Source organism: Streptomonospora alba (assembly GCF_000826685.1).
Classification (GTDB): Bacteria; Actinomycetota; Actinomycetes; order Streptosporangiales; family Streptosporangiaceae; genus Streptomonospora; species Streptomonospora alba.
Window position 1 is genome coordinate 227,225 of sequence record NZ_JROO01000009.1, and the last position, 24,110, is coordinate 251,334.

Consider the following 24,110-nt stretch of genomic DNA (forward strand, 5'->3'; position numbering starts at 1 on the left):
GATGGAGGCCCTTGATGTCGACCACTGAAGACACCGAAGAACCGCGGCCCCGCGCCGAGGAGGAGGCCCCGGCGGCCGCCCCCGAGGACAGCGGTATCCGTAAGCGGCGGCGCCGTCCGGACTTCCTGCCCTACGGCATGGTCCTGCCGGCGGCGGTCATGGAGCTGCTGATCCACATCATCCCCATGATCCTGGGGATCTACATCGCGTTCACCTCACTGACGCAGCTGACCATCCGGAACTGGACGTCGGCGCCGTTCGTGGGACTGGACAACTTCGTCCGGGGCCTCGACCCCAGCGGCGCGCTCGGCAGCGATCTGTTCCAGAGTCTGCTGCGTACGCTCGTGTACACGGTTCTGGTGGTCGGGATCTCCTGGGCACTGGGCATGGCGGCGGCGGTTGCGCTGAACACGCGGTTCCGAGGGCGCGGAGTGCTGCGCACGCTTTTTTTGGTGCCCTACGCTCTGCCCGTCTACGTCGCCGCCATCATCTGGGCGTTCATGTTCAACCAGCGCGACGGCATGATCAACCGGCTGCTGGTCCAGGACCTCGGCCTTCTGGGCGAGCGCCCGTTCTGGCTCATCGGCGAGAACGCGTTCTGGGTGCTGGTCGTCGTGTCGATTTGGCGCCTGTGGCCGTTCGCCTTTCTGATGCTGCTGGCCGCCCTGCAGAGCATCCCCGAGGACATGTACGAGGCGGCTGCGATCGACGGGGCCTCGACCTGGAAGCGGTTCACCGGCATCACGATGCCGATGGTGCGCTCGTCCAACGCCGTGGTCCTGCTGGTCATGGGGCTGTGGACGTTCAACGAATTCAACATCCCCTTCTTGCTCTTCGGCGATGTATCGCCCGACAGCGCGCGGCTGATCTCCCCGCTGATCTACGAGCACTCCTTCGTCAACTGGAACTTCGGTCTGGGGGCCGCGATGAGCGTCCTGCTGCTGGCCGCGTTGGTCATCGCATCGGCGGTCTACGTCCGGATGGTCCTGCCCAAGGGAAATGGCAATGACTGAGACACCCGGTTTCCGCTGGTTCCGCCGGATCATCCTGACGTTCCTCACCGTGTTCACCGTGCTGCCGCTGTACGTGCTGGTGGTGACATCGGTGAAGCCGCTGGAGAACGTCCGGGGATTGTTCACCTGGGTTCCCGAGCGCATCACCTTTCAGCCGTATGTGGACATGTGGTCGACGATCCCGCTGGCCCGCTACCTCACCAACAGCCTCATCGTGACCATCTCGGCCACGGTTCTGGCGCTGATCATCTCGGTTCTGGCGGCGTACCCACTGGCGCGGCTGCGGTTTCGCGGCAAGCGCGTCTTCAGCATGACGGTGCTGTCGACGCAGATGTTCCCCGGCATCCTCTTCCTGCTGCCGCTGTTCCTGATGTTCGTGCAGGGAGAGGAGATCCTCGGGATCCAGCTGACGGGCTCCTACACCGGCCTGATCATCACCTACCTGACGTTCGCCCTGCCGTTTTCGATCTGGATGCTGGCGGGCTACCTGAGCGCCATCCCCGAGGGCCTGGAGGAGGCGGCGATGATCGACGGCACCGGCCGGATCGGAGCGCTGGTGCGGGTCATACTGCCGGTGGCCCGCCCGGGGATCCTCGCCGTGGGCGTGTTCGCCTTCATCACCGCATGGGGCGAGGTGCTGTTCGCGTCGGTGCTGACCGACACCCAGACGCGGACGCTGTCCATCGGACTCAAGCTCTACACCAGCCAGGTCGACACGTTGTGGAACGAGTTGCTGGCGGCGTCGCTGACGATCTCCCTGCCGGTGATCATCGCGTTCATGCTGGTCCAGCGCCATCTGGTGTCGGGTCTGTCGGCGGGGGCGGTGAAGTAGCAGCAGCGCAGGGCCCCGCCCGCCCTGCCGACCGCTTTCACCGCCCTTGCTAGCGTTACCGCAGGCGATTCGGTGACGAGCGCGGCGGGGCGGGGCCCTGCCGCGCCGCTACACGGCGGAAGGGCACGGAATGACCGAGGCGGACCATCGCCGCAACGACGCGCGCCTCCAGGAGTGGCGGAACCGGACGATCGTGCCCATGGTGGCGGCCGCGAGCGTGTTCCTGGCGGCGTACGCATGGCCGATCATCGATCCCGACCTGCCCGCCGTGTGGGAGGGCGTGTGCTCGGCCGCGCTCGTGGTCGTGTGGGCGCTGTTCTGCGCCGACTACGTGGTCCGGCTGTGGCTGGCGCCGCAGCGCGTGGCCTTCGTCCGCCGCAACTGGTTCGACCTGCTGGTACTGCTGGTGCCGGTACTGCGGACTCTGCGGCTGGTGCAGGTGATCGTGGTCCTGGGGCTGGTCAACAAGCGGGCCACGATGACGATGCGCGCCAGCGTGTCCAAGTACTCGGTCGCGGCGGCGCTGCTGATCGTGTTCTGCGCGGCGCTGGCGGTGCTCGACGCCGAACGCGGGGTGCCCGGAGCCGTCATCCATACCTTCCCCGATGCGTTGTGGTGGGCGGCCACCACGGTGACGACCGTGGGCTACGGCGACCTGTACCCGGTCACGGCGGAGGGACGGCTGGTCGCGGGCGTGCTGTTCACCGCCGGCATCGCCCTGCTGGGTGTGGTGACAGCGACGCTGGCCTCGTGGTTCGTGGAGAAGTTCAACGAGGGCCAGGAGAGTGCCGCGGCCACCCAGAAGCAGATGGTCGAGCTGATGGAGGAGGTCCGGTCGTTGCGCGCCGAACTCGCCGCCAGGACCGCCCCCGCCGAACCCGCCGCCGAGGAGGCCGATCCCGGCCGCTGAGACACAGGGTGCGCGGCAGCGGGCAGGGGCGGTGAGCGGGCGGCGCGCCCGCCTGCTCCGGGGCAGGACCGGCGCTCGCGGCGCCGGGGTCCGCCCCGGCTGAGCCCCGCTCGCGTCACGGTCGGGCGCACCCCAGGACTTCCGATATCTCCCCGGCCGTGCGCACCACCTCCGGGCCGAGCTCGTACATGCGATCCTCGGGCATGCGCGACTCGGGCGCGCTGACGCTGATACTGCCCACCACGCCGGGCTCGTGGTCGAAGACGGGTGCCGACACCGTGCGGATCCCCGGGGTGCGTTCGGAGAAGGACAGGGCATAGCCCCGCTGCCGGACGGCGTCGAGCTCGATGCGCAGCTCGGCGGGGTCGGTGACGGTCGTCGGCGTCACCGCCTCGATCGGGCCGGCCAGCAGCTCCTCGGCCTGTGCGCGGGGCAGAAACGCCAGCATCGCCTTGCCCGGCGCGCCGTAGACCAGGGGGATCGGTACGCCCAGCTCGGTGTAGGTGCGGCGCAGCGCGTGGTGGCTCTCGACCTGGTCGATGACGGCGCGCTGGTTTCCCGGAAGCAGTTCGTGCAGCCCCACCGTCTCGTCGACGAGCGCGCGCAGCTCGCGCATCGCGCCCAGGGCCGCGTCGCGCAGCGTCGTGGGAAAGGCGCCGCTGCGGGCGAGCTGCACCAGCAGGGGCCCGAGCGCGTAGCGGCGCTGCACGGTCTGGCGGACGAGCCCGTTGGCCTGCATCGACGCCAGGATGCGGTGGGCTGTGCTGGTCGAAAGCCCGGTGCTGCGGGCTATGTCGCTGATTCCCATCTCCGGCCGGCGAGGGCTGAAGCACTGCAGGATCGCCACGGCGCGGTCGATCGCCTGTACTCCCGGCCTCGCGGCCCCGTTGCCCCTGGCCTCGGCGTTGGCGCTGCCCTCGGTCGTCTCGCTCAATTCGGCCCAACCCATTGACGTTCACGTGCCTGCAATCGTACGTTCCTGTTATACGGGATCGTATCCCACTATACGGGAAACACACGGAACAGGTGCGTGGATGAAGCCGCTCGACGGATTCCGGGTTCTCGACCTCACCCGCTTCCTCTCCGGGCCCTACTGCACGATGGTGCTGGCCGAGCTCGGAGCCGACGTCGTCAAGGTGGAGCAGCCCCAGACCGGGGACGACTCACGCCGGCTGGCGCCCAAGGTCAACGGGGAGAGCTACCCCTTCGGAATGCCCAACCGCAGCAAACGCAGCGCCTCCCTCGACCTCAAGGACCCCCGCGGCCGGGACGCCTTTCTGCGCATGGTCGAGCGCGCCGACCTGGTCATCGAGAACTTCCGGCCGGGCGTGGTCGCCCGGTTGGGCATCGACTACGACACCCTGCGCGAGATCAACCCGTCGCTGCTCTACTGCTCCATCAGCGGGTTCGGGCAGACCGGTCCCTACCGCGACAGACCGGGCTTCGACATCATGGCCCAGGGCGCCTCGGGGTTTCTGCGCATGACCGGCCACCCCGACGGCAGCCCCACCAAGGTGGGTATCGCCATCAACGACATCGCCGCCGGAGCCACCGCCATCTACTCGGTCCTGGCCGCCGAGCTGAACCGGCGCGCCACCGGCGAAGGCGACTACATCGACATATCCCTCGTCGACGCGGGCCTTGCCTGGACGGTGTGGGAGTCGGGCGCCTACTTCGGCAGCGGTGAGCAGCCCCAGCCCACCGGTACGCGCCACCGCCGCTCCACGCCCTACCAGGCCTATCGGACCGCCGACGGCTACGTGACCATCGGCGCCAACAACGACCGGCTCTGGCACCGCCTCGTCGTCGATGCGCTGGAGCGCCCCGCCTGGCTGGAGGACGAGCGCTTCGCGACCCTCCACGCGCGCATGGAGCACATCGACGAACTCCAGGAGGAGATCGAGGAGGTCACCGCCACCCGCACCACCGCCGAGTGGATCAAGGTCCTCGACCGCGCCGGTGTCCCCGGAGGTCCCGTGCTCACCTACGCGGAAGCCCTCGAAGATCCCCACATCGTGGAACGTGGCATGGTAAGTGAAGTGAATCACCCGATCATCGGTGCTATGCGCACCATCTCGCCGCCCGCCAAGTTCGGCTCCCTGGAGTCGGGCATCCAGGGCCCCGCCCCCTGGCTGGGCCAGCACACCCGAGACGTCCTCGCCGACGCCGGACTCGGCGAGGAGGAGATCGATGCGCTCTACACCGAGCGCGTCGCCTACGACGAGCACCCGGAACTGCAGGAAAGGTAGACAGCCGATGTCCGACGACCTCAAGGTCGAGCGCTCCGGAGCGGTCGCGACCCTGACTCTCGACCGCCCTGAGAGCCGCAACGCCATCAGCTTGGAGATGTACCGCGACCTGCCCGGGATCCTGCGCGGCATCGACGACGACAGCCGCGTCAAGGTGCTGGTCGTACGCGGGGCGGGCACCAAGGCCTTCGCGGCCGGCGCCGACATCAGCGAGTTCCGCGAAGTGCGCGGCGACGCCGAGAGCGCCCGCTCCTACAACGAGCAGGTGGCCGCCGCCGAGCAGGCGCTGGAGGGCATGTCCAAGCCCACCGTCGCCATGGTGCACGGCTACTGCGTGGGCGGCGGATGCGGCCTCGCGCTCGCATGCGACCTGCGGTTCTGCGACACCTCCGCGAAGTTCGCCATCACCCCCGCCAAGCTGGGCCTCGTCTACAGCCTGGAATCCACCCGTCGGCTGGTCGACCTGGTCGGACCCGCCCAGGCCAAGTGGATCCTGTTCTCCGGCCGGCGCATGGACGCCCAGCACGCGCTGCGCACCGGTCTCGCCGACGAGGCCGCCGAAACCGAGGAGCTCGCCGAGCACACCTACGGCTTCGCCGAGCTGGTCGCCACCCGGGCGCAGTTCAGCGTCCGCGCCTCCAAGGACATCGTCCGCCGCATCGTGGCCGGGCAGCGCCGCGAAGACGCCGAGACCACCGAGCTGCGCAACTCCTCCTTCGACACCGACGACTACGCCGAGGGCGTGCGCGCGTTCTTGGAGAAGCGCCAGCCCGAGTTCACCTGGTCGTGACCGCGGCGCGCCTCCCTCGCCGCACGGCCCACCAACGCACACGGAGCGCGGAACGCGCCAGCGCCCTGCACGCGCCGCCACTCCCGGCGGCGCCCGCAGCGGAACAGCGTCCCCTACCCCCCGAAGCAGCCACCGTGCCGGCAAGGAGGCACCCGCCATGCCGATGAAGAAGACCCGACACCTGCTCCCGGCCCTGGCCTCACTGGCCTCGGCCACGCTGCTGGCCGCGGCCACCGCCTGCGGCGCGGGCTCCTCGATGCAGGAGAACCCCGACGACTACCCGAGCAAGGAACTCGACTGGACGATCGCCTTCGGCCCCGGCGGCGGCAACGACATCATGTCGCGCACCATCGTGGACATCCTCAACCAGGAGGAGCTCTACCCGGCCGACATCGTCGTGGAGAACCGCGAGGGCGGCAGCGGCGCCAAGGGATGGGGCCACCTGTACAGCAACTCCGGCGACCCCTACACCATCTCCACGACCTCCGGATCGTTCATCACGACCCCGCTGCAGGCCGACACCGGCTGGATGCCCGGCGACTTCACCCACATCGGACTGTTCGCCACCGACGACACCCTGTTCGTCACTCCCGGCTCCAGCGACATCACCACCTGGGAAGACTGGGTGCAGCACGCCGAGGACGAGGGCAAGGTGTCGGTGGGCGGCATCGGCACCGTCAACGTCGACTACATCATCCAGGCCGCGCTCGCCGAGCAGGCCGGCTACGAGATCGAGTACGTGCCCTTCAACGAGGAGGGCCAGCTGCAGACCGCCCTGTCCTCGGGCTCGCTCGACGGCATCGTCTCCAATCCCGGCTCGATCATGGGCCAGGTCGAAAGCGGCGACGTCAACGCGCTGCTGTTCACCGGCCAGGAGCGGCTGAAGGCCCTGCCCGACGTGCCCACCGGCGAGGAGCAGGGCTACGACGACCTGGTCTCGATGCCGCGCGGGCTCATCCTGCCGCCCGACGCCCCCGACTACGCCCGCGAGTGGTGGATCGAGACCATGCGCGAGGTCGTCGAGACCGACGCCTGGCAGGAGTACCTGGACAAGAACTACCTCACCGCCGACGTCCGCTGGGGCGACGACTTCACCTCCTACCTGGACACCACGGGCACGCGCTTCGAGAAGCAGTTGAAGGAGCAGGGGGCACTCTGATGGCGAAGACCCAGGCGCCCCGGATCCGGCTGCCCTTCCAGCGCACGTCGGCGGATCCGGCCGCGGGCCGGGGGGCCGCCCCTGACGCGGCCGCCGGCGGGCCCGAACCCGAGCCCGAAGGCGCCGGGGGTGACGGCGGGGCACAGCAGGCGTCACCGGTACGGGGGGAGCCCGTCTTCTACGTCGTGGTGGGCTCCGTGCTGGCCGCCTATACCGTCGTCGCCTTCGGCATGGACTGGGCGACCGCCGCCGGGCGCGTGGGGCCCGGCCTCTTCCCGCGGATCATCGGTGTCCTGGGGGTGGCCGCCTGCACGGTCGGCGCACTGCACAGCATGCGCGGCCGGATGCGGGCCGCACGGTCGGAACCGGAGGCCGCACCGGCCGCCGATCACGCCGGGGGCGGCGGCGAGCCGGCTGCCTCCACCGCAAGCGGATCCGAAGCCGGAGGGGCACCCGACGCGCGGCGCCACCCTTGGACCGTGGTGGCGCTGTGCGCGATCCTCGCGCTCTTCGTCACCGTGCTGGTGCCGGTGGGCGCGGTGGTCACCGGTGCGCTCGCCCTCACCGCGGCGCTGCTGCTGTGCGACAGGTCGCACCCGGTGCGATCGGTGCTGCTGGGCACGGCCTTCCCGGTGGTGCTCTACGCGGTGTTCGTGCTGGGGCTCAACGCCCCCCTGCCCTCGGGCATCCTCCCGCTTCTCTAGGGCCCACCCGCACCCGGACCGGCAGATTCCTCGGAGCCCAGCATGGACATCTTCGCCAATCTGGTGAACGGCATCATCGGCGTGCTGTCACCCACCACCCTCCTCTTCCTGGGCGTCGGCGTGCTCGTGGGCATGTTCGTCGGCGCGATCCCGGGCCTGGGCGCCTCGGCAGGGCTGGCCATCCTGCTGCCGCTGACCTTCGGCCTCGAACCCACGACCGCGATCGTCATGCTGGCCGCCGTCTACTACGGCGCCATGTACGGCAACACGATCACCGCGGTACTGATCAACACCCCCGGCGACTCGGCAGGGGTCCCTGCCACGCTGGAAGGCCACCCCCTGGCCAAGCAGGGGCGCGCCGGCCCGGCGCTGGTGGTAGCGGCGATCGCCTCGTTCATCGCCGGCACCGTCGCCGTCGTACTGCTGACGATCACCGCGCCGCTGATGGCCGGGGTCGCCTCGTCGTTCGGGCCGCCCGAGCTGTTTTTGCTGGTGGTCATCGGGCTGCTCACGCTCATCGTGCTCGTGGGCCGCAACTGGCTGCGCGGCCTGCTCTCGGTGCTGATCGGCTTCGCCATCGGCACCGTGGGCATCGACGTCGGCGGCGGCGCTCAGCGCTACACCTTCGGCTCCACCGAGCTGATCAACGGGATCCACTTCATCCCCGTGGCCATCGGGCTGTTCGGCCTGGGCGAGGTGCTGTGGACCCTCTACCGCGGCGGACACCGCGACGGCGCCTCGCCGATGCGGCTGAACCGCCGCTCCGGCCCGTTCTGGCCCAGCCGCCAGGAGTGGCGCCAGGCCCGCTCGCCCATCGCGCGCGGCACCCCGCTGGGGTTCGTGCTCGGCGTGATCCCCGGCGCGGGTGCCACCGTCGCCTCGCTGATCTCCTACAGCGTGGAGAAGGGGCTGTCCAAGCGGCCCCAGCGCTTCGGCAAGGGCGCGATCGAGGGGATGGCCGGCCCGGAGTCGGCTAACAACGCCGCCGCCACCGGCGCGATGGTGCCGCTGCTGACGCTGGGCATCCCCGGGTCGGCCTCCACCGCCGTGCTGCTGGGCGGATTCCTGATGTGGGGCCTGCAGCCCGGGCCGCTGCTGATGACCCAGGAGCCCGAGTTCGCCTGGGGCCTGATCTCCAGCATGTACCTGGGCAACGTGATGCTGCTCCTGGTGAGCGTGTTCTGCATCCCGCTGTTCGCCGCTGTCACCAGGACGCCGTTCCGCACCCTGGGCCCGCTGGTCATCCTCCTGTGCGCGTTCGGGACGTTCGCCGTCAACGGCAGCGTCGTCGAGGTGGGCATCATGTTCGCCTGCGGCGTGCTCGGGTTCTTCATGCGGATGTACGGCCTGGCGCCGGCGGCGACGGTCATCGCGCTGGTGCTGGGGCCCATCGCCGAGGAGACGCTGCGCCAGACCCTGCTGCTCGACGGCGGGATGACGTTGTTCGTCCAGCGCACGCCCTCGCTGGTGATGCTGTTCGTGATGGCGCTGGTGCTGTGCCTGCCCCTGCTCGGGACACCGCTCAAGCGCACGGCCGCCCGCGTGGCCGGGCCGTCGCGCCGGGCCGGCGCCGCGGCCGATGCCGAGGCGGCCGAGGCCGAGGAGGACGGCGGCCCGGAGAGCGTCCGCCGGCAGGAGGCCTCCGGCGGCGGGTGAGCCACGCACCGACGCGCGCCCGCCGGTCCCGCAAGCAGCGGGCTCGGCGGGCGCGCGTCGTTTCCGGCTCCCGCCGGCGCGGAGTGCGCTACGCGCTCGCGGCGCTGCGCCAGGCCCGCCCGCTCAGCAGGCGCAGGCCGTTGAGCGCGACCAGGATCGTGGAGCCCTCGTGGCCGGCGACGGCCAGCGGAAGCGGCAGGGTGCCGACCAGGTCCCAGGCCACCAGCCCCGCGATGAACACCGAGGCGATCACCAGGTTCTGCACCACGAGCGTGCGCGCCCGGCGCGCCAGGGCCACGGCCGCGGGCACGGCGGTCAGTTCGTCGCGGACCACGACGGCGTCGGCGCTCTCCAGCGCGAGGTCGGAGCCGGCGCCGCCCATGGCCGCGCCGGAGGTGGCCGCGGCCAGCGCGGGGGCGTCGTTGACGCCGTCGCCCACCATCAGCACCCGGTGCCCCTCCGCCTCGACCGCCCGGACCGCGGCGACCTTGTCCTCGGGCAGCAGTCCGGCGCGGATGTCGGCGACACCGGCCTCGGCCGCCATGTGCTCGGCCGCGCGCGGGTTGTCGCCGGTGAGCAGCAGCGGCGGCGCCCCGGTCAGCTCAGCCAGCCGGGCGACGGCCGCGGCGGCCCCGGGGCGCAGCCGGTCGGCGATGCCCAGCACTCCCGCCGGAACGCCGTCGACCACCACCAGCACCGCGGTGCTGCCCCGGTCCTCCATCCGCTCGACTTCGGCGGCGGCCTGCGGCGCCGCCGCTTCGTCGCCGAGCAGGCGCGCAGGCGAGCCCGCCTCGACGCGGCGGCCGCGCACGGCGGCGGCCACGCCCAGCCCGGGCGCCGAGGTGAAGTCGGCGGCAGGCGGGATCGCCAGGCCGCGGGCACGGGCGGCTCCGACGACGGCGACCGCCAGCGGATGCTCGCTGCCGTGCTCGGCCGCGGCGGCCAGGGTGAGCAGTTCGTCGGCCTCCAGCCCCGAGCCCGGCAGCGGGCGCACCTCGGCCAGGCGCGGCGCGCCCTCGGTCAGCGTCCCCGTCTTGTCGAGCGCGACCCGGTCGCAGCGGGCCAGCCGCTCAAGGGCGCGGGCGGACTTGATCAGCACGCCGTGGCGGCCGGAGTTGGCGATCGCCGCGAGCATCGGCGGCATGGTCGCCAGCACCAGCGCGCACGGCGAGGCGACGATCATGAAGGTCATCGCCCGCAGCAGGGTCGGCTCCAGCGCGGCTCCCCACATCAGCGGCACGGCGAACAGGGCGAGCGTGGCGGCGACCATGCCGACCGAGTAGCGCTGTTCGACCTTCTCGATGAACAACTGGGTGCCGGCCTTGGTCCGGGTGGCCTCCTCCACCATGGCCACGATCCGCGCGATCACCGAGTCGCCGGGGTCGCGCTCGACCGCCACGCGCAGCACTCCGGTGCCGTTGACGGTTCCGGCGAAGACCTCGTCGCCGGCCTGCTTGGCCTTGGGCAGCGGCTCACCGGTGATGGAGGCCTGGTCGACCTCCCCGGCGCCCTCGACCACGCGGCCGTCGGCGCCGATGCGCTCGCCCGGCCGCACCACGATCACCTCGCCCGGGCGCAGGTCGGCGGCCGGGACGGTCTCCTCGGCCCCGTCGGCGGCGACGCGGTATGCCCGGTGCGGGGCGAGGTCGAGCAGGTCGCGCACCGAGTCGGCGGTGCGGGCGGTGGCCACGGCCTCCAGCGCGCCCGAGGAGGCGAAGATGACGATGAGCAGCGCTCCGTCGAGCACCTGGCCGATCGCCGCGGCGCCCAGGGCGGCGGCGACCATGAGCAGGTCGACGTCGAGGCGCTTGTCGCGCAACGCGCGCAGCCCCTCCGACGCGGGCTCCCAGCCGCCGGCCGCATAGGTGAGGGCGTACAGCGGCCCCCAGAGCCAAACGGGCGCGCCCAGCAGGTCGAGCGGCAGCGCCGCGGCGAACAGCGCGAGCGCGGCGGCGGCCCAGCGCACCTCGGACAGCGCGAACACGCGGGCGATCCGCCCGGGAGCGCGGCCGGTCTCGGAGGCCTGCGGGGAGAGCACAGCGGTCACGTCGGGGCCCCTTCCACGTGAGCGACGAGCACCAGCGGGCCCATCTTACAGGAACACATGAACAACAATTCAAGTGTTCATGTGTGCGACCGGTAGACTGGCCGCATGGGTCACCGAGTCACCACCCCCGCCGAGGACGCCCTCCGCACCCGGTTGGAGGCGGCCGACGCCGAGCAGGTGGCCACCACACTCCAGGCGCTGGCGACCCCCTCACGGCTGCTGATCCTCGCCCGCCTGCGCGAAGGCCCGCTTCCGGCCACCGCCCTGGCCACCGAGGTCGGCATGGAGCAGTCGGCCTGCTCCCACCAGTTGCGTCTGCTGCGCAACCTCGGCCTGGTCGTGGGCACCCGCCAGGGGCGCTCGGTCGTCTACGCCCTGCACGACGACCACGTCGCCGCCCTGCTGGACCACGCGCTGTACCACGTCGAACACCTCCGCATGGGAGGCACCGGCGCCGGAGCCGACGCCGCCGACCTCTCCGCCGAGGAAGCCGAGCCCTTGAGCTGAGCCCACCAGCCAGGGCCCCGGGCCGCGCTTCGAGCGAAAGGCGGCGCCGTCGGACGCACGGACCCGCTTCCGGCGCGGCGCGGCCCCGCGTCCCGGACGGCCCGCCCCGGTGCCGGGACTCCGGTGTCACGTGCGGCGCAGTACCCATTGCAGTGCGCGCATCGGGCGGCCGCCCAGGCTCGCCGATTCCGTTTCGCGCGCATCCGCGATCTCGCAGTGCGGGAAGAGCGCTGCCACGTGGGCGGGGTCGTGGTGGCGGAACACGGCGCCGTCGGGGTTGGTGAAGACGCCGCGGACCGGATGCCGCGACGCGGCGTAGAGGGCCCGGTAGTGCTCGCTGCCCTGCAGCGGGTAGTCGCCCAGGAACACCGGGCCGCCGGGCGCGCACAGCCGCTCGACCTCCGCGGCGATGCGCCGCTGCTCGCCGTCGTCGGGCACCACCGCCAGCACCGAGATCAGCAGGACGGCGTCGAACGCGCCGTCGGGGTACTCCAGCGGCAGGTGCGGCGCGTGCTCCATGCGCAGGCCCGGCGACTCCCGGCGCCCGCGCGCGATCAGCGCCGCCGAGGGGTCGGTGCCCACGGTGTTGCGGAACCCGGCCCGCGCGAGGTCGCGCATCGCCCGCCCGTAGCCGCAGCCGAAGTCGAGGATCCGCGCGGCGGGGGCGAGCCGCGCTGCGATCGCCTGCAGCGGCACCGGATGGCGGAAGACCTTTCGCGCCCCCGCCGCCTCCCAGTACCCGCCCGCCATGGCCGACCTCCCCGCCTTCCGGCTCGCCGGGCACGACTATGCCACCGCCGTGCCCGGTGGACGAGCGGCGCGGCGGCCCGCGCTGCGCTCCCGCCGGTCGCCGCCCCGAGCGCTCAGCCGGTGAAGGCGGCGGTGTTCTCGCGGACCCATTGGGCGAAGGTGCGGGCCGGGCGCCCGGTGACCTTCTCGACCGTGGGCAGGACCGTGTAGCCCGCCGCGGGCGTGTCGGTCCGCATCCGGAGGAAGAACGCGACATCGGAGTCCCCGAAGCCCTGGCCGTGCCAGTGTTCGACCATCTCCTCCCGGCTGAGCTCGACGTAGCGGACCTCGCGGTCGAGGACCTCGCTGATGACGCGCACCTTCTCGGGCGGGGTCAGCGCCTGCGGGCCGGTCAACCGGTACTGCTCGCCCGCATGGCCCTCGCCGGTCAGCGCGGCCGCGGCCACGTCCGCCACGTCCGCGTCGTGGACCATGGCGCTCTTCGCGTCGGGGAAGCCCTCCCTGACGACGCCCTCGTCGCGCACCGAATCCGCCCATTCGAGGGTGTTGGACATGAACTCGACCGGCATCAGATCGGTCCACTCCAGCCCGCTCTCCTTGACGGCGCGGTCGAATCCGGTCTCCTCCAGGTCCCCGCGCAGCACGGTGACCTCGCGCGTGCCGGCTGTGCGCGCCAGCTCCATGATCTGCGGCCCGTTCTCCAGCGGCAGGTAGTCGTCGCCGAAGCCGATCAGGTGGGCCGCCGTGATGCCGGCGAACGCCTCGCCCAGGCTCGCGGAGTCGGCGAGGTTCCCGGCCGCGACCTCGGCACCGGAGGGGAGATCGGCCCGCGCGGATCGCGCGTCAGAGCACGGACCCGGTGTCCGGCGGAGAGCAGCCGTTGGACGAGGGGGCGCCCCACATTGCCGGTGGCGCCGGTGACGAGCACGGTCATCGGAACTCCTTTCGTCATGGCGCCGAAGCTAGCGGCGATCGCGGCCGGTTTCCGTCCGCGATCGCGCGCCGATCGCGCGGAGCCGCTCAGCAGCGGTGCCCGGCGTGGGTGCCCCGCCGGTGTACAGCCAGCTGGACATCGGATCGGCGGGCTGAGGGGATCGAGCGCCACCGCTCCACTCCGTAGCGTTCATCGTGTCGCTGCTGCGGCGCCCGCGCCGAGCGGTCGCCGCGCCCCGGCACCCCAGACCCGCCGATCCGCCGAGGAGCACCTCATGTCCGACCCCTACAGCATCGACCCCTCGTCCGGCCCCGCCCCCGCGAACACGTCCGCCGCCACGCCGCAGCAGCGCTCCGCGAACTCCGCCCGGACCGTGCAGGTCCTGCTGTGGACCCTGTTCGCCGTCTGCCTGGCCGTGAACGCCGTGGGCTCGCTGGTGGCGATGCCCCTCCTGCTCGACGCCGCCTTCGGTGCGGGCGCCCTGGCCTGCCTGGTCGCCGCGATCGTGCACTACCGCCGGACGCGCCGGTGACCGGCGTCGCCGCCGCTCGGCACCAGGAGCGGGACCCCCTCGCCGCCGCCGGCGTCGCCGTCGCCCTTGTCGGCGTGCACCGCAGCTACACCGACGGCCAGGGACGGGTGACCGCGCTGGACGGAGTGTCGCTGCGCGTGCCGCGGGGGTCGTTCCTCGCGGTGATGGGCCCCTCCGGGTCGGGAAAGTCGACGATGCTCAACTGCGCCTGCGGACTCGACCGGCCGACCTCGGGCACCGTGGAGATCGGCGGAACCGACATCGGGGCCCTGAAGGAGCCGGCGCTCACCCGGTTCCGGCGTGAGCGGGTCGGCTTCGTGTTCCAGTCCTACAACCTGCTGCCGACCCTGACCGCTGAGGACAACATCACCCTGCCGCTGCGTCTGGCCGGGCGCCGCCCCGATGCGGCGTGGCTGCGCGAGCTCGTGGACCGGGTGGGCATCGGCGATCGGCTGGGCCACCACCCCTCCGAGCTGTCCGGCGGACAGCAGCAGCGGGTCGCGATCGTGCGCGCACTGGCGATGACCCCCGACGTGGTGTTCGCCGACGAGCCCACGGGCGCGCTCGACGCCGAGGGCGCGGACCGCATTCTGGGGCTGCTCCGGGAGGTCGTCGACGACCTCGGCCAGACGGTCGTCATGGTCACCCACGACCCCCGGGCCGCCGCGCGCGCCCACGCCACGGCTGTCATGGCCGCGGGACGCATCGCCGATGTACACCAGGCGCCCCGGCCGGCCGAGCTGGCCGAGCGGCTCGCCTTCCTCGGAGGGAACTGACCCCATGCCGCCCAAGACATCAGCCGCTCCGCGCTCCGGAGCCGGCCCCGACGATCTCGCGTTCTCCGGGGCCGAGCGGAAGGGAGGGGCGCCGGGCCTCGCGCTGCGGCTGGCGCGCAAGCGCATCGGCGGGCTGTCGGCCGTCGCGCTGGCGGTCGCCGGCGGGGCGGCCTTCGTCACGGTGGGAGGCGTCCTCGCCGAGACCGGGCTGCGCTCGCATCTGCCCGCCGAGCGCACGGCCGGAGCCGACGTCGTGGTCGCCGCTCCCCAGACCCTGGACCAGCCCGACGACCTCGACGCCGCGCTGCCCGAGCGTGCACAGCTGCCCGGTCGGCTCGTCGACCGGCTGGGCGGGCTCGCCGAGGCTTCGGCCGCGGTCGGCGAGGTCTCCTTCCCGGCGGCGGTGGTCTCCGGCGGCGGAACCGCTTCGGGGCCGGACCCGCGCACTGCGGGCCGCGCCTGGTCGGCCGCCGAGCTGCCGGGCGGGGACGTGGCCGGTGCGGCGCCGCAGGGCACCGGCGAGGTGGCCCTGGACGCCGCGGCGGCGCGCTCGGCGGGTGTGGGGGTCGGCGACGAGCTGCGCGTCACCGCCGCCGGACGCACCGGCGACTACCGGCTGAGCGCGATCGTCGCGGATGCGGGCTCCGGCGTCTTCTTCGCCGACACGGTCGCCGCCGAGTTCGACGCCCGCGCCGACGGAGCGGGCCGAGCCGGACCCGCGGGCGGCCCGCCGGCCGCCGGTGTGGACCTGATCGCCCTGCGCAGCGCTCCCGGAACGTCCGCCGAGGAGCTGGCGGAGGCGGTGCGCGGCGACGTGGAGGCGAGCGGCTCCGACGCCGTGGTCTACGCGGGCGACGCGCGCGGCGACGCCGAGGCGCCCGCCGCCTCCGCCGGTCGCGCCACGCTGCTGGCGATCGCCGGCTCGCTCAGCGGGACCGTGCTGCTCATCGTCGGGTTCGCGGTGGCGGGCGCGGTCTCGGTCTCCGTCGCCGCTCAGCGCCGGGACCTGGCACTGCTGCGGATCGTGGGGGCGACGCCGCGCCGGATCCGCCGGCTGGTGGCCGTGCCCGATCTGTTCAGCGCGGCGGTCGCGCTGCTGCCGGGGATCGCCGCCGGCTACCTGCTGGCCGCGTGGCTGCACGAGTTGCTCGCCGGCGTCGGCGTGGTCCCCGCGGGCCTGCCGGTGGCCGTGGGACCGCTGCCGGCGGTGGCCGCAGCCGTTCTGCTCCTCGGCACCGTGTGGCTGGCGTCCGTGGCCGCGTCGGCACCCGTATCAGCGGCTCCGCCGATCGGTGCGCTCGCCGAGTCGGCGGCGCAGCCCCGGCCGCCTCGTCCCTGGCGCGCTCGCGCGGGCGCGGCGCTGATGGCGGCTTCGGCGGTGCTGTCGGTGCCGCCGCTGCTAGTGGACTCGCGCATGGGCATGGTCGGCACGGCGACCGCCAGCCTGGTGGCCGTCATCGGGCTGGCCCTGGCCGGTCCGGCGCTGGTGCGGGCCCTCACCGGCGCGGCCGCCCGTCGGCTGCCCGCCCGGGCCTCCGCGCTGACCTGGCTGGCCGTGCGCAACCTGCACGGCCACGCTTACCGTGTGGCGGGGGCGGCGGCCTCGCTCGCCATGGCGGTGGCGTTCACCCTCGGCTACGCCTACGCCCACACCACACCGGTGGCCGCCGCGGACATGCAGCGGTCCGAGAGCACCCTCGCCCAGCACCGGGTAAGCGCGCCGGGCATCGGCGGCGTCCCCGACGAGGCCGCCTCCGCCGTGCGGGACGCTCCCGGCGTCGCCGCGGCCGTGGCCTCGATCCCGACGTCGGTGGCCTGGCCCTACCAGGCGCTCGGCGAGGACACCCGGAGTTTCGACGTGCTGCCGGCCGACGCGCTCGGCCCCGGTGCCGCCGCTGTCGTCGACCCCGGTGTCGTCGACGGCGACCTGGACCGGCTGAGCGGGTCGGCGATCGCGGTCGGCGCGTCCTATGCCGACCGGCGCGGGGTCGAGGTGGGCGACACCCCCGCCTTCCGCCTCGGCGACGGCACTCGCGTCCGCGCTCGCGTGGCGGCCCTCTACGAGCGTGAACTCGCCTTCGGCCCTGTGCTGCTGTCCCGCGACCTCGTGGCCGGGCACGTCACCGGCGGCCTGCCGACCGCTCTGCTGGTGCGCACGCGGGACGGGGAGGAGGCCGCGGCGGCCGGGGCCCTGGAAAGCGTCGCCGCCGAGCATCCCGGTGTCGAGGTGGCGGCCGCGGCCGGTTCCGCGGAGTCCGGCGGCGAAACGAGCGCACTGCCCGCCGACACCGTCCTGAACTTCGTCGTGCTCTCCGCGCTGCTGGGTTACATGCTGATGGCGGTGGCCAACCGGCTGGCCGCCCAGACGCTGCAGCGGGGAGCGGAGGTGTCCGCGCTGCGCTCCGTCGGGATGACCCCGGGCCAGGTGCGCTCCGTACTCCGCCGCGAGTCCCTCATGCTCGCGGCGGGGGCCGTCGCGGCGGGAGTCGTCGCCGTGGCGGTCCCGCTGGCCCTGGTCGGCATCGGCTACCTCGGCAGGCCGTGGCCCGGCGGCCCGGTGTGGCTGCTGCCCGCGTCGGCTGCGGTGGTCGCCCTCCTCGCCTGGCTGAGCGTGGAGTTTCCGGCCCGCCGCCTGGTCGCCGCCGCGGCGCGGCGTGAGGAGTGAGGGGCGCCGGCCGCCGGTCCCACCGGATCGGGCCGGCGCCTTACGTGCCGAGGTAGGCCAGTACCGCCCGCACCCGCCGGTGGCCGGTGTCGCCGTCGGCGAGGCCGAGCTTGCTGAAGATGCGGCCGATGTGCTTGTGCACCGCCCCGTCGGTCACCACGAGCCGCTCGGCGATCTCGGTGTTGTCCCGGCCTTCGGCCATCAGCGCCAGCACGTCCCGCTCGCGCGGGGTGAGTCGGGACAGCGGGCGCTTACGGCGGGTCAGCAGCTGCCCGACGACCTCGGGGTCCATCGCGGTCCCGCCCGCCGCGACCCGGGTCAGGGCGTCGAGGAACTCCTCCACCCGGGCCACCCGGTCCTTGAGCAGGTAGCCCACGCCGCGCGCCCCGTCGGCGAACAGCTCGGAGGCGTAGACCTCCTCGACGTACTGGGAGAACACGAGTATGGGCAGCCCCGGGCGGGCGCGGCGGGCGTCGATGGCCGCGCGCAGCCCCTCCTCACGGTAAGCGGGAGGCAGGCGCACATCGGCGATGACCACATCGGGCGAGTGCTCGTCCACGGCGCCGAGCAGGCCCTCGGCGTCGCCGAGGACCGCCGCGACCGTGTGGCCTCCGGTCTCCAGCAGGAGTTTCAACCCCTCGGCGAGGATGGTGTTGTCCTCGACGATCACGACTCGCACGGCAGCTCCACTGTGATCAGGGTCGGGCCGCCCGCGGGGCTGGTCACCGACGTCGTTCCGTCCAGCGCCGCCACGCGGCGGCGGATGCCGCTGAGGCCGGTGCCTCCTTCTCCGCCTCCTTCGGCGCTGTCGGGGGCGGTGCCGCCCTCAGCGCCGCCGACGCCGTCGTCGGAGACCTCCACGAGCAGCGCGGCCCCGGCGCGGTCGATGCGCACCGAGGCCGAGGACGCCTGCGCGTGCTTGGCGGTGTTGGTGAGCGCCTCGGCGACCACGAAATAGGCCGCGGCCTGCACCGAAGCGGGCACCTCGCCCAGCTCGCCGACGTGGACGCGGGTGGGTACGGCGCAGCGGGCGCCGAGAGCCGATACGGCGCCGTCGAGGCCCCGGTCGGCGAGGATGGGCGGGTACATGGTGCGGATGACGTCGCGCAGCTCCGCCATGGCCTCCTCCGCGCGGCCGCGGACCTGGCTCAGCAGCTCGGCGGCGCGGTCGGGGTCGCTGGAGACCAGCTGCTCGGCGACGCCCACCCGCATGGCCAGATCGACCAGCCGTGCCTGGGTGCCGTCGTGCAGGTCCCGCTCGATGCGGCGCAGCTCGTCGCCGTGCGCCTTCAGCGCCTCGGCGCGGGTGTGGGACAGCTCCTCGACGCGGCCGGTGAGGCGCGCGGCCTCCGTCTCCGCCGGCGAGGGCGACAGCAGCCGGTCCAGCAGCCGGGCGTAGCCGGTGGCCACGACCGGGGATCCCCAGAAGAACAGCGTCGCGTACACCGCGGTCTCGGCGAGTCCGCCGACGATCGCGAACCCCCAGCCGCCGGCCTCGATCCCGAGGAACGTCGCGGGCTCGGGGAGGGCCCACCACACGGACATCTCCACGAGCGTCGTGGGCACACCCACCACCCCCGTCAGCCCGATGATCCCGGCGGCGGGCCCCAGCAGCGCGTGTACGGGCAGTGCGCGCAGGGCACGCCGCGTGGCCGGTTCGCGCACCAGCTCGCGCAGTCGCGCAGGGGCCTGCGGAGCAGCGGGCGGGGGAGGGCTCCCGAGCCGCTGGAGCGCCCGGCGGTGCTCCGACTCCCCCCACCGGCGCACCGCTGTCAGCAGTCGGGGCAGCAGGAGGGAGCCGGTGCCGAGCGGCATGAGCACGGTGGCCGCCGCCAGCAGCGGCAGCGCCACCATCGCCGCCACCCCGGAGGGGAACGCCGCCAGCAGATAGAGGCCGGCCCGCCCGCTGGCGAGCAGCCGTTCCCAGCCCATACCCCGACCTCCTGACTCCGGCGGCGCGGCCGGACGTTCCCGATTCTTCCGCAGTCCGGCGTGTGCCGACTGTCCGGGCAGCTCGACGTCCTGCGGTGGTGGCCCGGTCCGCTTCCCCCGGCGGTCGGGCGCGGTCAGGCTCCTTCGGCGGTCCTGGACCGCTCCGTAAGCACCTCGAAGACCGGGTGGTCGGGCAGGTCGGCGGCGAACTCGCGGACCGGGGATCCGGGAGGAGTGCGCAGCCAGCGTCCGCGGGCGACCTCCTCGGCGAAGGCCTTCAGCGCCGAGTACGCCTGGTCGCCGCGGGTCTCGACCAGCCGCACGGTCTCGGTCCGGCCGCGTCCGCGCAGCGTCCCGGAGCCGTCGGCGCGGGCGTTGGCGACCCACGCGGCGGCGCCGCTGCTCGCCACCAGCCACCGCCGCCCGCCGCTCCGGATCGGGCTGACCGGAGTGGAGCGCAGGGCGCCCGAGGCCCGCCCGGTCAAGGTGAGCACGTGTGCCCGTCCCACGGGAAGCCCGAGCCGCACTGCCAGCCGCACCGCGCTGTTGAGCGCGCGCATACCCGCCGTCGCACGGAACCGACGATTCACCGGGGCCTCCCGCGGCGATAGGGCGAGTCGCTCATCGGCCGAATATTAGCCGACTCCGCGTCCGCGGCGGCCGGATCGTCCCGAACCGGACATCCGACCGCAGCGGTGCCGCGACGAGCGGCGTCAGTCCTCGCCGCAGCAGGAGCAGCCGGGGCCGCAGCCGCACTCCTCGGATTCGGTCTCGCCGGCCGCGGCGAGGCCGATGCCGACCGGGGCGCAGCAGGCGTCGCCGCGCCAGGCCTCGCGGCCCTCCTTGACGGCGACCCCGGCGATGAGCAGGGCGACCAGCGGGTCGGCCCAGGCCCAGCCGAGGAGGGCGTTGGCCAGCAGTCCCGCCAGCAGGGCCGCGGAGAGGTAGCTGCACAGCAGGGTCTGCTTGGAGTCCGCCACCGCCGAGGCCGAGGCGAGTTCGCGGCCGGCGCGGCGCTGGGTCAGCGACAGGACCGGCATGATGACCACCGACAACGCGGCCAGCACGATGCCCGGCAGCGAGGGCTCGGCCTCGCCGGCGCCCAGCAGGGAGCGCACCGCGTCGAAGGAGACGTAGGCGGCCAGCGCGAAGAACGACACGGCGATGATACGCAGCGCCCGGCGTTCGCGGCTCTGGCGCAGTGCGGCGTCGCGGGCGGAGAACTGCCAGGCCACCGCGGCCGCCGAAGAGACCTCGATGACCGAGTCCAGGCCGAATCCGATCAGCGCCGTGGAGGAGGCCGCGGCTCCGGCGGTGATGGCGACGACGGCCTCGACCACGTTGTAGGCGATCGTGGCTGCCACCAGCAGCCGGATGCGCCGGGTCAGTGCGGCTCTGCGAGCCTCACTCGTGCGTCCGGTCGCGGGCGAGGCCATCAGCAGCACCCCTCCTCTTCGGTGTCCAGGCAGGTCTTGTCGGACTCCACTGCCAGCACCGCCGACCGCAGGTCGTCCAGCGCGTGGCCCAGGCGGGAGTCGGCCAGCTCGTAGCGCACCCGCCGCCCGACCGGCACGGCCACGACCAGCCCGCAGTCGCGCAGGCAGGCCAGGTGGTTGGACAGCCGGGTCCGGCTGATGCCGAGGGATTCGGCCAGGTCGGCGGGGTGGGCGGGCGCCTCGCGCAGCAGGAGGAGGATCCGGCAGCGGATCGGATCGGCGAGGGCGCGCCCGAACCGGGAAAGCGCGTCGATGTCCGTGGCGATGCTCAGCATGCCCCGACGGTACATGAAATCCTGAATCTGGAAAATGCTGAATCCAGGAGTCGATGTCTCCTCGGGTGGCGGCGCAGGAGGGGACCGCCTCCCGAGCGGCCAAGACGAACACACTCAAGGCGCCGGGCGCCGGGCGCCGGGCGCCGTCGCCGGGACGTTCATGCCCGTGCTGATGCGGATGCTGCTCAGAACGGTCTCGAACCGGAGAAGGCCTTCGGCGCCGAACAGCGGTACCGCATCGACTGGGACGCTTCGCTGCAGGACTCGGAACGGGAACCGCCGCCGGGAACGGCCCCGCGTGCCGCCGACGGCGGGCGCTGAACGAACGGTCCGCGAGCCGGATCCGGACGGCCGTCCGCCCGGCCGGTGGGGGTGTGTCAGTCGGCGGCGCTTCCGGCGGCCGAGTCCCCATCGCCCCCGCCGAGACGCACGGTGACCGTCACACGGCCCCCGGAATCGGCCTTCGCGACTGCGCGGCCGGTTCGCACGCCTTCCTCCAGCTCCAAGGTGATCGGGCCTCCCTCGCCGGTGAAGTTGCGCCACCACCTCTTGCGTTCGGGTAGGGCGACGGTGATCGCGACGGCCTCCGAGCTGCGGCGGTAGGCGACAGGCAGGGAGAATGTGCGCCCCGAGCGCCGGCCCGTGTAGGTGACGACGGTCATGCGCCTGCGCAGCGGGCGCCCCCATCGCGGGGATGCGCGCAGTGCCGTCACGCACGCGTTGACGGGACGGACGAGGCGGTGCGGCAGCGGTCCCTTGTATCGCACGAGGCCTCCAGGCAGTGGATGGAATACGAGCCGGGCACGGCCGTCCGCTCCCGTGGCGCATTCGGGCCCGAGCGGGTGGACCGCATCTCCGTTCGCCGTCACACTATCGGGATAAGTGGAGACCCCCATCCGTTTGCAGGGAAGTGAGAGGAATGGGCGCCGAGGACTCTCGCATGCCGCCCGGCAGCGCCGCTCGGTCCGGGACGGCCGGCCTGCGCGCCGACGCTCTGCACAACCGCAACCGGATCCTGGAGGTCGCCGGAGACCTGTTGGCCGAGCGCGGGCTCGACGTGCCGATGGCCGCGATCGCCAGGCACGCCGGTGTGGGAGTAGCGACCCTCTACCGGAGGTTCCCCACCAGGCAGGCCCTCGTCCGCGAGGTTTTCGCCGACCGGTTCGCTGCGTGTGCGTCGGCGGTCGAGGACGCACTGGCCGCACCCGACCCCTGGACCGCGTTCCGCACCGCCGTCGAGCAGGTATGCGCTGTGCAAGCCGGCGACCGGGGCTTCAACTCGGCGTTCGTCTCGGCCTACTTCCAGGAGTTCGGCGTGGGCGGCGAACTCGACCGCGTCATGCGGGGCCTGACCGAGCTGACGCGCCGCGCCAAGGACGCCGGTCGCCTGCGCGCGGACTTCGCGGCCGAGGACTTCACGCTGCTGGTCATGGCCAACAGCGGCATCTCCGTCCAGCCCTCCGAGGCGGCTCAGGCCGCGTCCCGGAGGCTCGTCGCCTACCTGCTCGACGCCTTCCGCGCCGACAGGGCGGGCCCTGCCGATCCGCTTCCGCCGCCCGCCCCGCTCGACCTGTACGACGTTCTGCGGCCGCGTTAGCCGACGCGGCACCCTCCCGGCCGGTCGCACGCGCGCACACGACGTTCCCTTCGCCGAGCCGACCGCACAGGGCGCGGGCGGCGCCGCCTGGTCCCGCGTCGAGAGTGTCCGCAGAGCCGCTCTCGACATCGAGGGTGACTCCACAGCCGCTCTCGACGCGGGAAACGCGCCCGGCGAGGCGAACGGCCGCCCCGATCCTGTGCCGCTCCCTCAGCGCCAGCCGGGGTCCGGGGACTCGGGTGAGACCAGGGGGCGCAGTGTGCGCGCGGCGATCCGCAGGCCCTGCTCGGTGTGCTCGGCGGTCCCGCCCCACACCGGGTCCTCGTGTTCGACGGCCAGCGTCCCGTTGTAGCGCGCCTTGTGCAGCATGTCGACGATGCGGTTCCAGTCCAGCATGCCGCGGCCCGGCACGCGGTAGCTCCACCAACCGGCGTCCACCGGCGACGTGCGCCCCACGGTCCTGCCGAAGACGCCGTAGCGGGTGCGCAGCCGCGTGTCGATCTCGACGTCCTTGGCCTGGGCGTGGGCCACGATGCCGCGCTCCAGCGCGAACTCCAGGGCGTCCTCGGCGTCGATGCCGATCCACGGCAGGTGGGAGGGGTCGAAGTCCAGGAGCAGTCCCAGGTCGGACATCCACTCCCACAGCTCGGGCGAGTAGGCGAGGTTGCCGGGATACCCGTCGGGGTGCGACCCCTCCATCGGGCAGTTCTCGGCGAGGAGCCGCACGCCGCGCTCGCCCGCGTAGTCCACCAGGGGCGGCAGTACGCGCTCGGCCAGCCGCAGGTTCTCGGCCACCGACCGCGTGACGTCTCTGCCGACGAACGTGGAGACGTAGGGCACGCCCAGGGCCGCCGCGGTGTCGACGCAGTGGCGCAGGTGCCGGTGGACGCTGTCGCGCTCCTCGGCGTCGGCGTGCAGGTTGTTCGCGCAGTAGACGACCGCGGAGACCGTGAGGCCCAGGCGGTCCAGCAGCGCCCGGACGCGTTCGGCCTCCGCCTGCGTGAAGGCCGCGGCGTCGAGGTGGGCGGCGTGGTGCGGATGGTCGCCGCCGGCGGGCCAGGCGGCGACCTCCAACGACGCGTACCCGTTGCCGGCGGCCCACTCGGCCACCTCGTCCAGGGACGATCCGGCGAAGCACGCGGTCAGCAGCCCGAGTCTCATCCCTCTCCCCTCAGCGCAGCGCTGTCGCCGGGCCCGCTGCCCCCGACACGCACCGGCCATGCGGGCATCGCGGTGCGCCCGCCCGCAGCACCGGCCTCGGTGCCGGGAGCGACGGGCGCACCCGA

The 24,110-nt window shown here is 73.2% G+C and carries 25 protein-coding genes; 13 read left to right on the forward strand and 12 right to left on the reverse strand.

What is annotated here, in order from left to right; genetic code table 11:
- Window positions 1-14 precede the first annotated feature (14 nt).
- The 3 genes from LP52_RS06045 to LP52_RS06055 all read left to right on the forward strand — a co-directional run bounded on the left by LP52_RS06045 (window position 15) and on the right by LP52_RS06055 (window position 2,755).
- Entirely contained in the window at window positions 15-1,013 is a 999-nt protein-coding gene (locus tag LP52_RS06045) for a carbohydrate ABC transporter permease (protein WP_040271403.1), read from the forward strand.
- The gene (locus tag LP52_RS06050) at window positions 1,006-1,845 is read left to right on the forward strand and encodes a carbohydrate ABC transporter permease (protein ID WP_040271405.1); all 840 of its coding nucleotides are present in this window, start codon (window positions 1,006-1,008) and stop codon (window positions 1,843-1,845) included. Before LP52_RS06045 ends, LP52_RS06050 begins: the two co-directional genes overlap by 8 nt.
- Window positions 1,846-1,975: 130 nt before the next feature.
- Window positions 1,976-2,755 (forward strand): potassium channel family protein, encoded by a 780-nt coding sequence (locus LP52_RS06055; RefSeq protein WP_040271407.1) that lies wholly within the window; start codon window positions 1,976-1,978, stop codon window positions 2,753-2,755.
- A gap of 115 nt (window positions 2,756-2,870) precedes the next feature.
- On the opposite strand, the gene LP52_RS06060 is transcribed toward LP52_RS06055, so the two are convergent.
- Entirely contained in the window at window positions 2,871-3,689 is an 819-nt protein-coding gene (locus LP52_RS06060; protein WP_238580750.1) for an IclR family transcriptional regulator, read from the reverse strand.
- A gap of 100 nt (window positions 3,690-3,789) precedes the next feature.
- Here LP52_RS06060 and LP52_RS06065 point away from each other — a divergent pair, with 100 nt between their 5' ends.
- From LP52_RS06065 to LP52_RS06085, 5 genes are all read left to right on the forward strand, one after another.
- Window positions 3,790-5,004, forward strand: a complete 1,215-nt coding sequence (locus LP52_RS06065; protein WP_040271408.1) for a CaiB/BaiF CoA transferase family protein — start codon at window positions 3,790-3,792, stop codon at window positions 5,002-5,004.
- 7 nt (window positions 5,005-5,011) lie between these two features.
- A complete protein-coding gene (locus LP52_RS06070; RefSeq protein WP_040271410.1) occupies window positions 5,012-5,794 on the forward strand; it encodes an enoyl-CoA hydratase-related protein in 783 nt (260 codons plus the stop codon).
- A 157-nt stretch (window positions 5,795-5,951) separates the two neighbouring features.
- A complete protein-coding gene (locus LP52_RS06075; RefSeq protein ID WP_238580751.1) occupies window positions 5,952-6,953 on the forward strand; it encodes a Bug family tripartite tricarboxylate transporter substrate binding protein in 1,002 nt (333 codons plus the stop codon).
- A complete protein-coding gene (locus LP52_RS06080; protein WP_040271411.1) occupies window positions 6,953-7,657 on the forward strand; it encodes a tripartite tricarboxylate transporter TctB family protein in 705 nt (234 codons plus the stop codon). The genes LP52_RS06075 and LP52_RS06080 overlap by 1 nt, the downstream gene beginning before the upstream one ends.
- A gap of 42 nt (window positions 7,658-7,699) precedes the next feature.
- Complete coding sequence (locus tag LP52_RS06085; RefSeq protein WP_040271413.1) at window positions 7,700-9,313, forward strand: tripartite tricarboxylate transporter permease; 1,614 nt, start codon at window positions 7,700-7,702, stop codon at window positions 9,311-9,313.
- 88 nt (window positions 9,314-9,401) lie between these two features.
- Here LP52_RS06085 and LP52_RS06090 read toward each other — a convergent pair whose 3' ends face one another.
- Complete coding sequence (locus LP52_RS06090) at window positions 9,402-11,360, reverse strand: heavy metal translocating P-type ATPase (protein ID WP_040271414.1); 1,959 nt, start codon at window positions 11,358-11,360, stop codon at window positions 9,402-9,404.
- A gap of 105 nt (window positions 11,361-11,465) precedes the next feature.
- Here LP52_RS06090 and LP52_RS06095 point away from each other — a divergent pair, with 105 nt between their 5' ends.
- Entirely contained in the window at window positions 11,466-11,867 is a 402-nt protein-coding gene (locus tag LP52_RS06095) for an ArsR/SmtB family transcription factor (RefSeq protein ID WP_040271416.1), read from the forward strand.
- Window positions 11,868-11,993: 126 nt separating this feature from the next.
- On the opposite strand, the gene LP52_RS06100 is transcribed toward LP52_RS06095, so the two are convergent.
- The 3 genes from LP52_RS06100 to LP52_RS28920 all read right to left on the reverse strand — a co-directional run bounded on the left by LP52_RS06100 (window position 11,994) and on the right by LP52_RS28920 (window position 13,569).
- Entirely contained in the window at window positions 11,994-12,617 is a 624-nt protein-coding gene (locus LP52_RS06100; RefSeq protein WP_040271418.1) for a class I SAM-dependent methyltransferase, read from the reverse strand.
- Window positions 12,618-12,730: 113 nt separating this feature from the next.
- Entirely contained in the window at window positions 12,731-13,300 is a 570-nt protein-coding gene (locus LP52_RS06105) for a hypothetical protein (protein ID WP_394298185.1), read from the reverse strand.
- Window positions 13,301-13,347: 47 nt separating this feature from the next.
- On the reverse strand, window positions 13,348-13,569 hold the full coding sequence (locus LP52_RS28920) for an NmrA family NAD(P)-binding protein (RefSeq protein WP_394298186.1): 222 nt from the start codon (window positions 13,567-13,569) through the stop codon (window positions 13,348-13,350).
- Between the two features lie 256 nt (window positions 13,570-13,825).
- Between LP52_RS28920 and LP52_RS06110 the strand changes: the two genes are divergently transcribed.
- From LP52_RS06110 to LP52_RS06120, 3 genes are read left to right on the forward strand one after another with little or no spacing between them, the layout of a single operon-like run.
- Window positions 13,826-14,083 (forward strand): hypothetical protein, encoded by a 258-nt coding sequence (locus LP52_RS06110; RefSeq protein ID WP_040271420.1) that lies wholly within the window; start codon window positions 13,826-13,828, stop codon window positions 14,081-14,083.
- Entirely contained in the window at window positions 14,080-14,859 is a 780-nt protein-coding gene (locus LP52_RS06115) for an ABC transporter ATP-binding protein (RefSeq protein ID WP_040271421.1), read from the forward strand. The genes LP52_RS06110 and LP52_RS06115 overlap by 4 nt, the downstream gene beginning before the upstream one ends.
- 4 nt (window positions 14,860-14,863) lie before the next feature.
- The gene (locus LP52_RS06120; RefSeq protein WP_052809496.1) at window positions 14,864-17,524 is read left to right on the forward strand and encodes an FtsX-like permease family protein; all 2,661 of its coding nucleotides are present in this window, start codon (window positions 14,864-14,866) and stop codon (window positions 17,522-17,524) included.
- A gap of 40 nt (window positions 17,525-17,564) precedes the next feature.
- Here the strand turns inward: LP52_RS06120 and LP52_RS06125 are convergent, their stop codons facing one another.
- The 6 genes from LP52_RS06125 to LP52_RS06150 form a co-directional block, all read right to left on the reverse strand.
- Window positions 17,565-18,203, reverse strand: a complete 639-nt coding sequence (locus tag LP52_RS06125) for a response regulator (protein ID WP_040271423.1) — start codon at window positions 18,201-18,203, stop codon at window positions 17,565-17,567.
- Window positions 18,191-19,456: a sensor histidine kinase gene (locus LP52_RS06130; RefSeq protein ID WP_040271425.1), complete on the reverse strand. Its 1,266-nt coding sequence runs from the start codon at window positions 19,454-19,456 to the stop codon at window positions 18,191-18,193. The genes LP52_RS06125 and LP52_RS06130 overlap by 13 nt, the downstream gene beginning before the upstream one ends.
- 134 nt (window positions 19,457-19,590) lie before the next feature.
- Window positions 19,591-20,046, reverse strand: coding sequence for a nitroreductase/quinone reductase family protein (locus LP52_RS06135; protein ID WP_157036225.1), 456 nt, complete (start codon window positions 20,044-20,046; stop codon window positions 19,591-19,593).
- Window positions 20,047-20,169: 123 nt separating this feature from the next.
- Complete coding sequence (locus LP52_RS06140) at window positions 20,170-20,892, reverse strand: cation transporter (RefSeq protein WP_040271556.1); 723 nt, start codon at window positions 20,890-20,892, stop codon at window positions 20,170-20,172.
- The gene (locus tag LP52_RS06145; protein WP_040271428.1) at window positions 20,892-21,227 is read right to left on the reverse strand and encodes an ArsR/SmtB family transcription factor; all 336 of its coding nucleotides are present in this window, start codon (window positions 21,225-21,227) and stop codon (window positions 20,892-20,894) included. Before LP52_RS06145 ends, LP52_RS06140 begins: the two co-directional genes overlap by 1 nt.
- Before the next feature lie 377 nt (window positions 21,228-21,604).
- The gene (locus tag LP52_RS06150) at window positions 21,605-21,994 is read right to left on the reverse strand and encodes a calponin homology domain-containing protein (RefSeq protein ID WP_040271430.1); all 390 of its coding nucleotides are present in this window, start codon (window positions 21,992-21,994) and stop codon (window positions 21,605-21,607) included.
- 173 nt (window positions 21,995-22,167) lie between these two features.
- Here LP52_RS06150 and LP52_RS06155 point away from each other — a divergent pair, with 173 nt between their 5' ends.
- Window positions 22,168-22,824, forward strand: a complete 657-nt coding sequence (locus LP52_RS06155) for a TetR/AcrR family transcriptional regulator (protein ID WP_040271558.1) — start codon at window positions 22,168-22,170, stop codon at window positions 22,822-22,824.
- 210 nt (window positions 22,825-23,034) lie between these two features.
- Here the strand turns inward: LP52_RS06155 and LP52_RS06160 are convergent, their stop codons facing one another.
- Window positions 23,035-23,985: a sugar phosphate isomerase/epimerase family protein gene (locus tag LP52_RS06160; RefSeq protein WP_040271432.1), complete on the reverse strand. Its 951-nt coding sequence runs from the start codon at window positions 23,983-23,985 to the stop codon at window positions 23,035-23,037.
- Between the last annotated feature and the right edge of the window lie 125 nt (window positions 23,986-24,110).

Excerpts from the sequence above, each read along its gene's own strand:
- LP52_RS06045 (WP_040271403.1), top strand. The coding sequence starts at position 15 with ATGTCGACCACTGAAGACACCGAAGAACCGCGGCCCCGCGCCGAGGAG.
- LP52_RS06050 (WP_040271405.1), top strand. The coding sequence starts at position 1,006 with ATGACTGAGACACCCGGTTTCCGCTGGTTCCGCCGGATCATCCTGACG.
- LP52_RS06055 (WP_040271407.1), top strand. The coding sequence starts at position 1,976 with ATGACCGAGGCGGACCATCGCCGCAACGACGCGCGCCTCCAGGAGTGG.
- LP52_RS06065 (WP_040271408.1), top strand. The coding sequence starts at position 3,790 with ATGAAGCCGCTCGACGGATTCCGGGTTCTCGACCTCACCCGCTTCCTC.
- LP52_RS06070 (WP_040271410.1), top strand. The coding sequence starts at position 5,012 with ATGTCCGACGACCTCAAGGTCGAGCGCTCCGGAGCGGTCGCGACCCTG.
- LP52_RS06075 (WP_238580751.1), top strand. The coding sequence starts at position 5,952 with ATGCCGATGAAGAAGACCCGACACCTGCTCCCGGCCCTGGCCTCACTG.
- LP52_RS06080 (WP_040271411.1), top strand. The coding sequence starts at position 6,953 with ATGGCGAAGACCCAGGCGCCCCGGATCCGGCTGCCCTTCCAGCGCACG.
- LP52_RS06085 (WP_040271413.1), top strand. The coding sequence starts at position 7,700 with ATGGACATCTTCGCCAATCTGGTGAACGGCATCATCGGCGTGCTGTCA.
- LP52_RS06095 (WP_040271416.1), top strand. The coding sequence starts at position 11,466 with ATGGGTCACCGAGTCACCACCCCCGCCGAGGACGCCCTCCGCACCCGG.
- LP52_RS06100 (WP_040271418.1), bottom strand. The coding sequence starts at position 12,617 with ATGGCGGGCGGGTACTGGGAGGCGGCGGGGGCGCGAAAGGTCTTCCGC.
- LP52_RS06105 (WP_394298185.1), bottom strand. The coding sequence starts at position 13,300 with ATGGAGCTGGCGCGCACAGCCGGCACGCGCGAGGTCACCGTGCTGCGC.
- LP52_RS28920 (WP_394298186.1), bottom strand. The coding sequence starts at position 13,569 with ATGACGAAAGGAGTTCCGATGACCGTGCTCGTCACCGGCGCCACCGGC.
- LP52_RS06110 (WP_040271420.1), top strand. The coding sequence starts at position 13,826 with ATGTCCGACCCCTACAGCATCGACCCCTCGTCCGGCCCCGCCCCCGCG.
- LP52_RS06120 (WP_052809496.1), top strand. The coding sequence starts at position 14,864 with ATGCCGCCCAAGACATCAGCCGCTCCGCGCTCCGGAGCCGGCCCCGAC.
- LP52_RS06130 (WP_040271425.1), bottom strand. The coding sequence starts at position 19,456 with ATGGGCTGGGAACGGCTGCTCGCCAGCGGGCGGGCCGGCCTCTATCTG.
- LP52_RS06140 (WP_040271556.1), bottom strand. The coding sequence starts at position 20,892 with ATGGCCTCGCCCGCGACCGGACGCACGAGTGAGGCTCGCAGAGCCGCA.
- LP52_RS06145 (WP_040271428.1), bottom strand. The coding sequence starts at position 21,227 with ATGCTGAGCATCGCCACGGACATCGACGCGCTTTCCCGGTTCGGGCGC.
- LP52_RS06155 (WP_040271558.1), top strand. The coding sequence starts at position 22,168 with ATGCCGCCCGGCAGCGCCGCTCGGTCCGGGACGGCCGGCCTGCGCGCC.
- LP52_RS06160 (WP_040271432.1), bottom strand. The coding sequence starts at position 23,985 with ATGAGACTCGGGCTGCTGACCGCGTGCTTCGCCGGATCGTCCCTGGAC.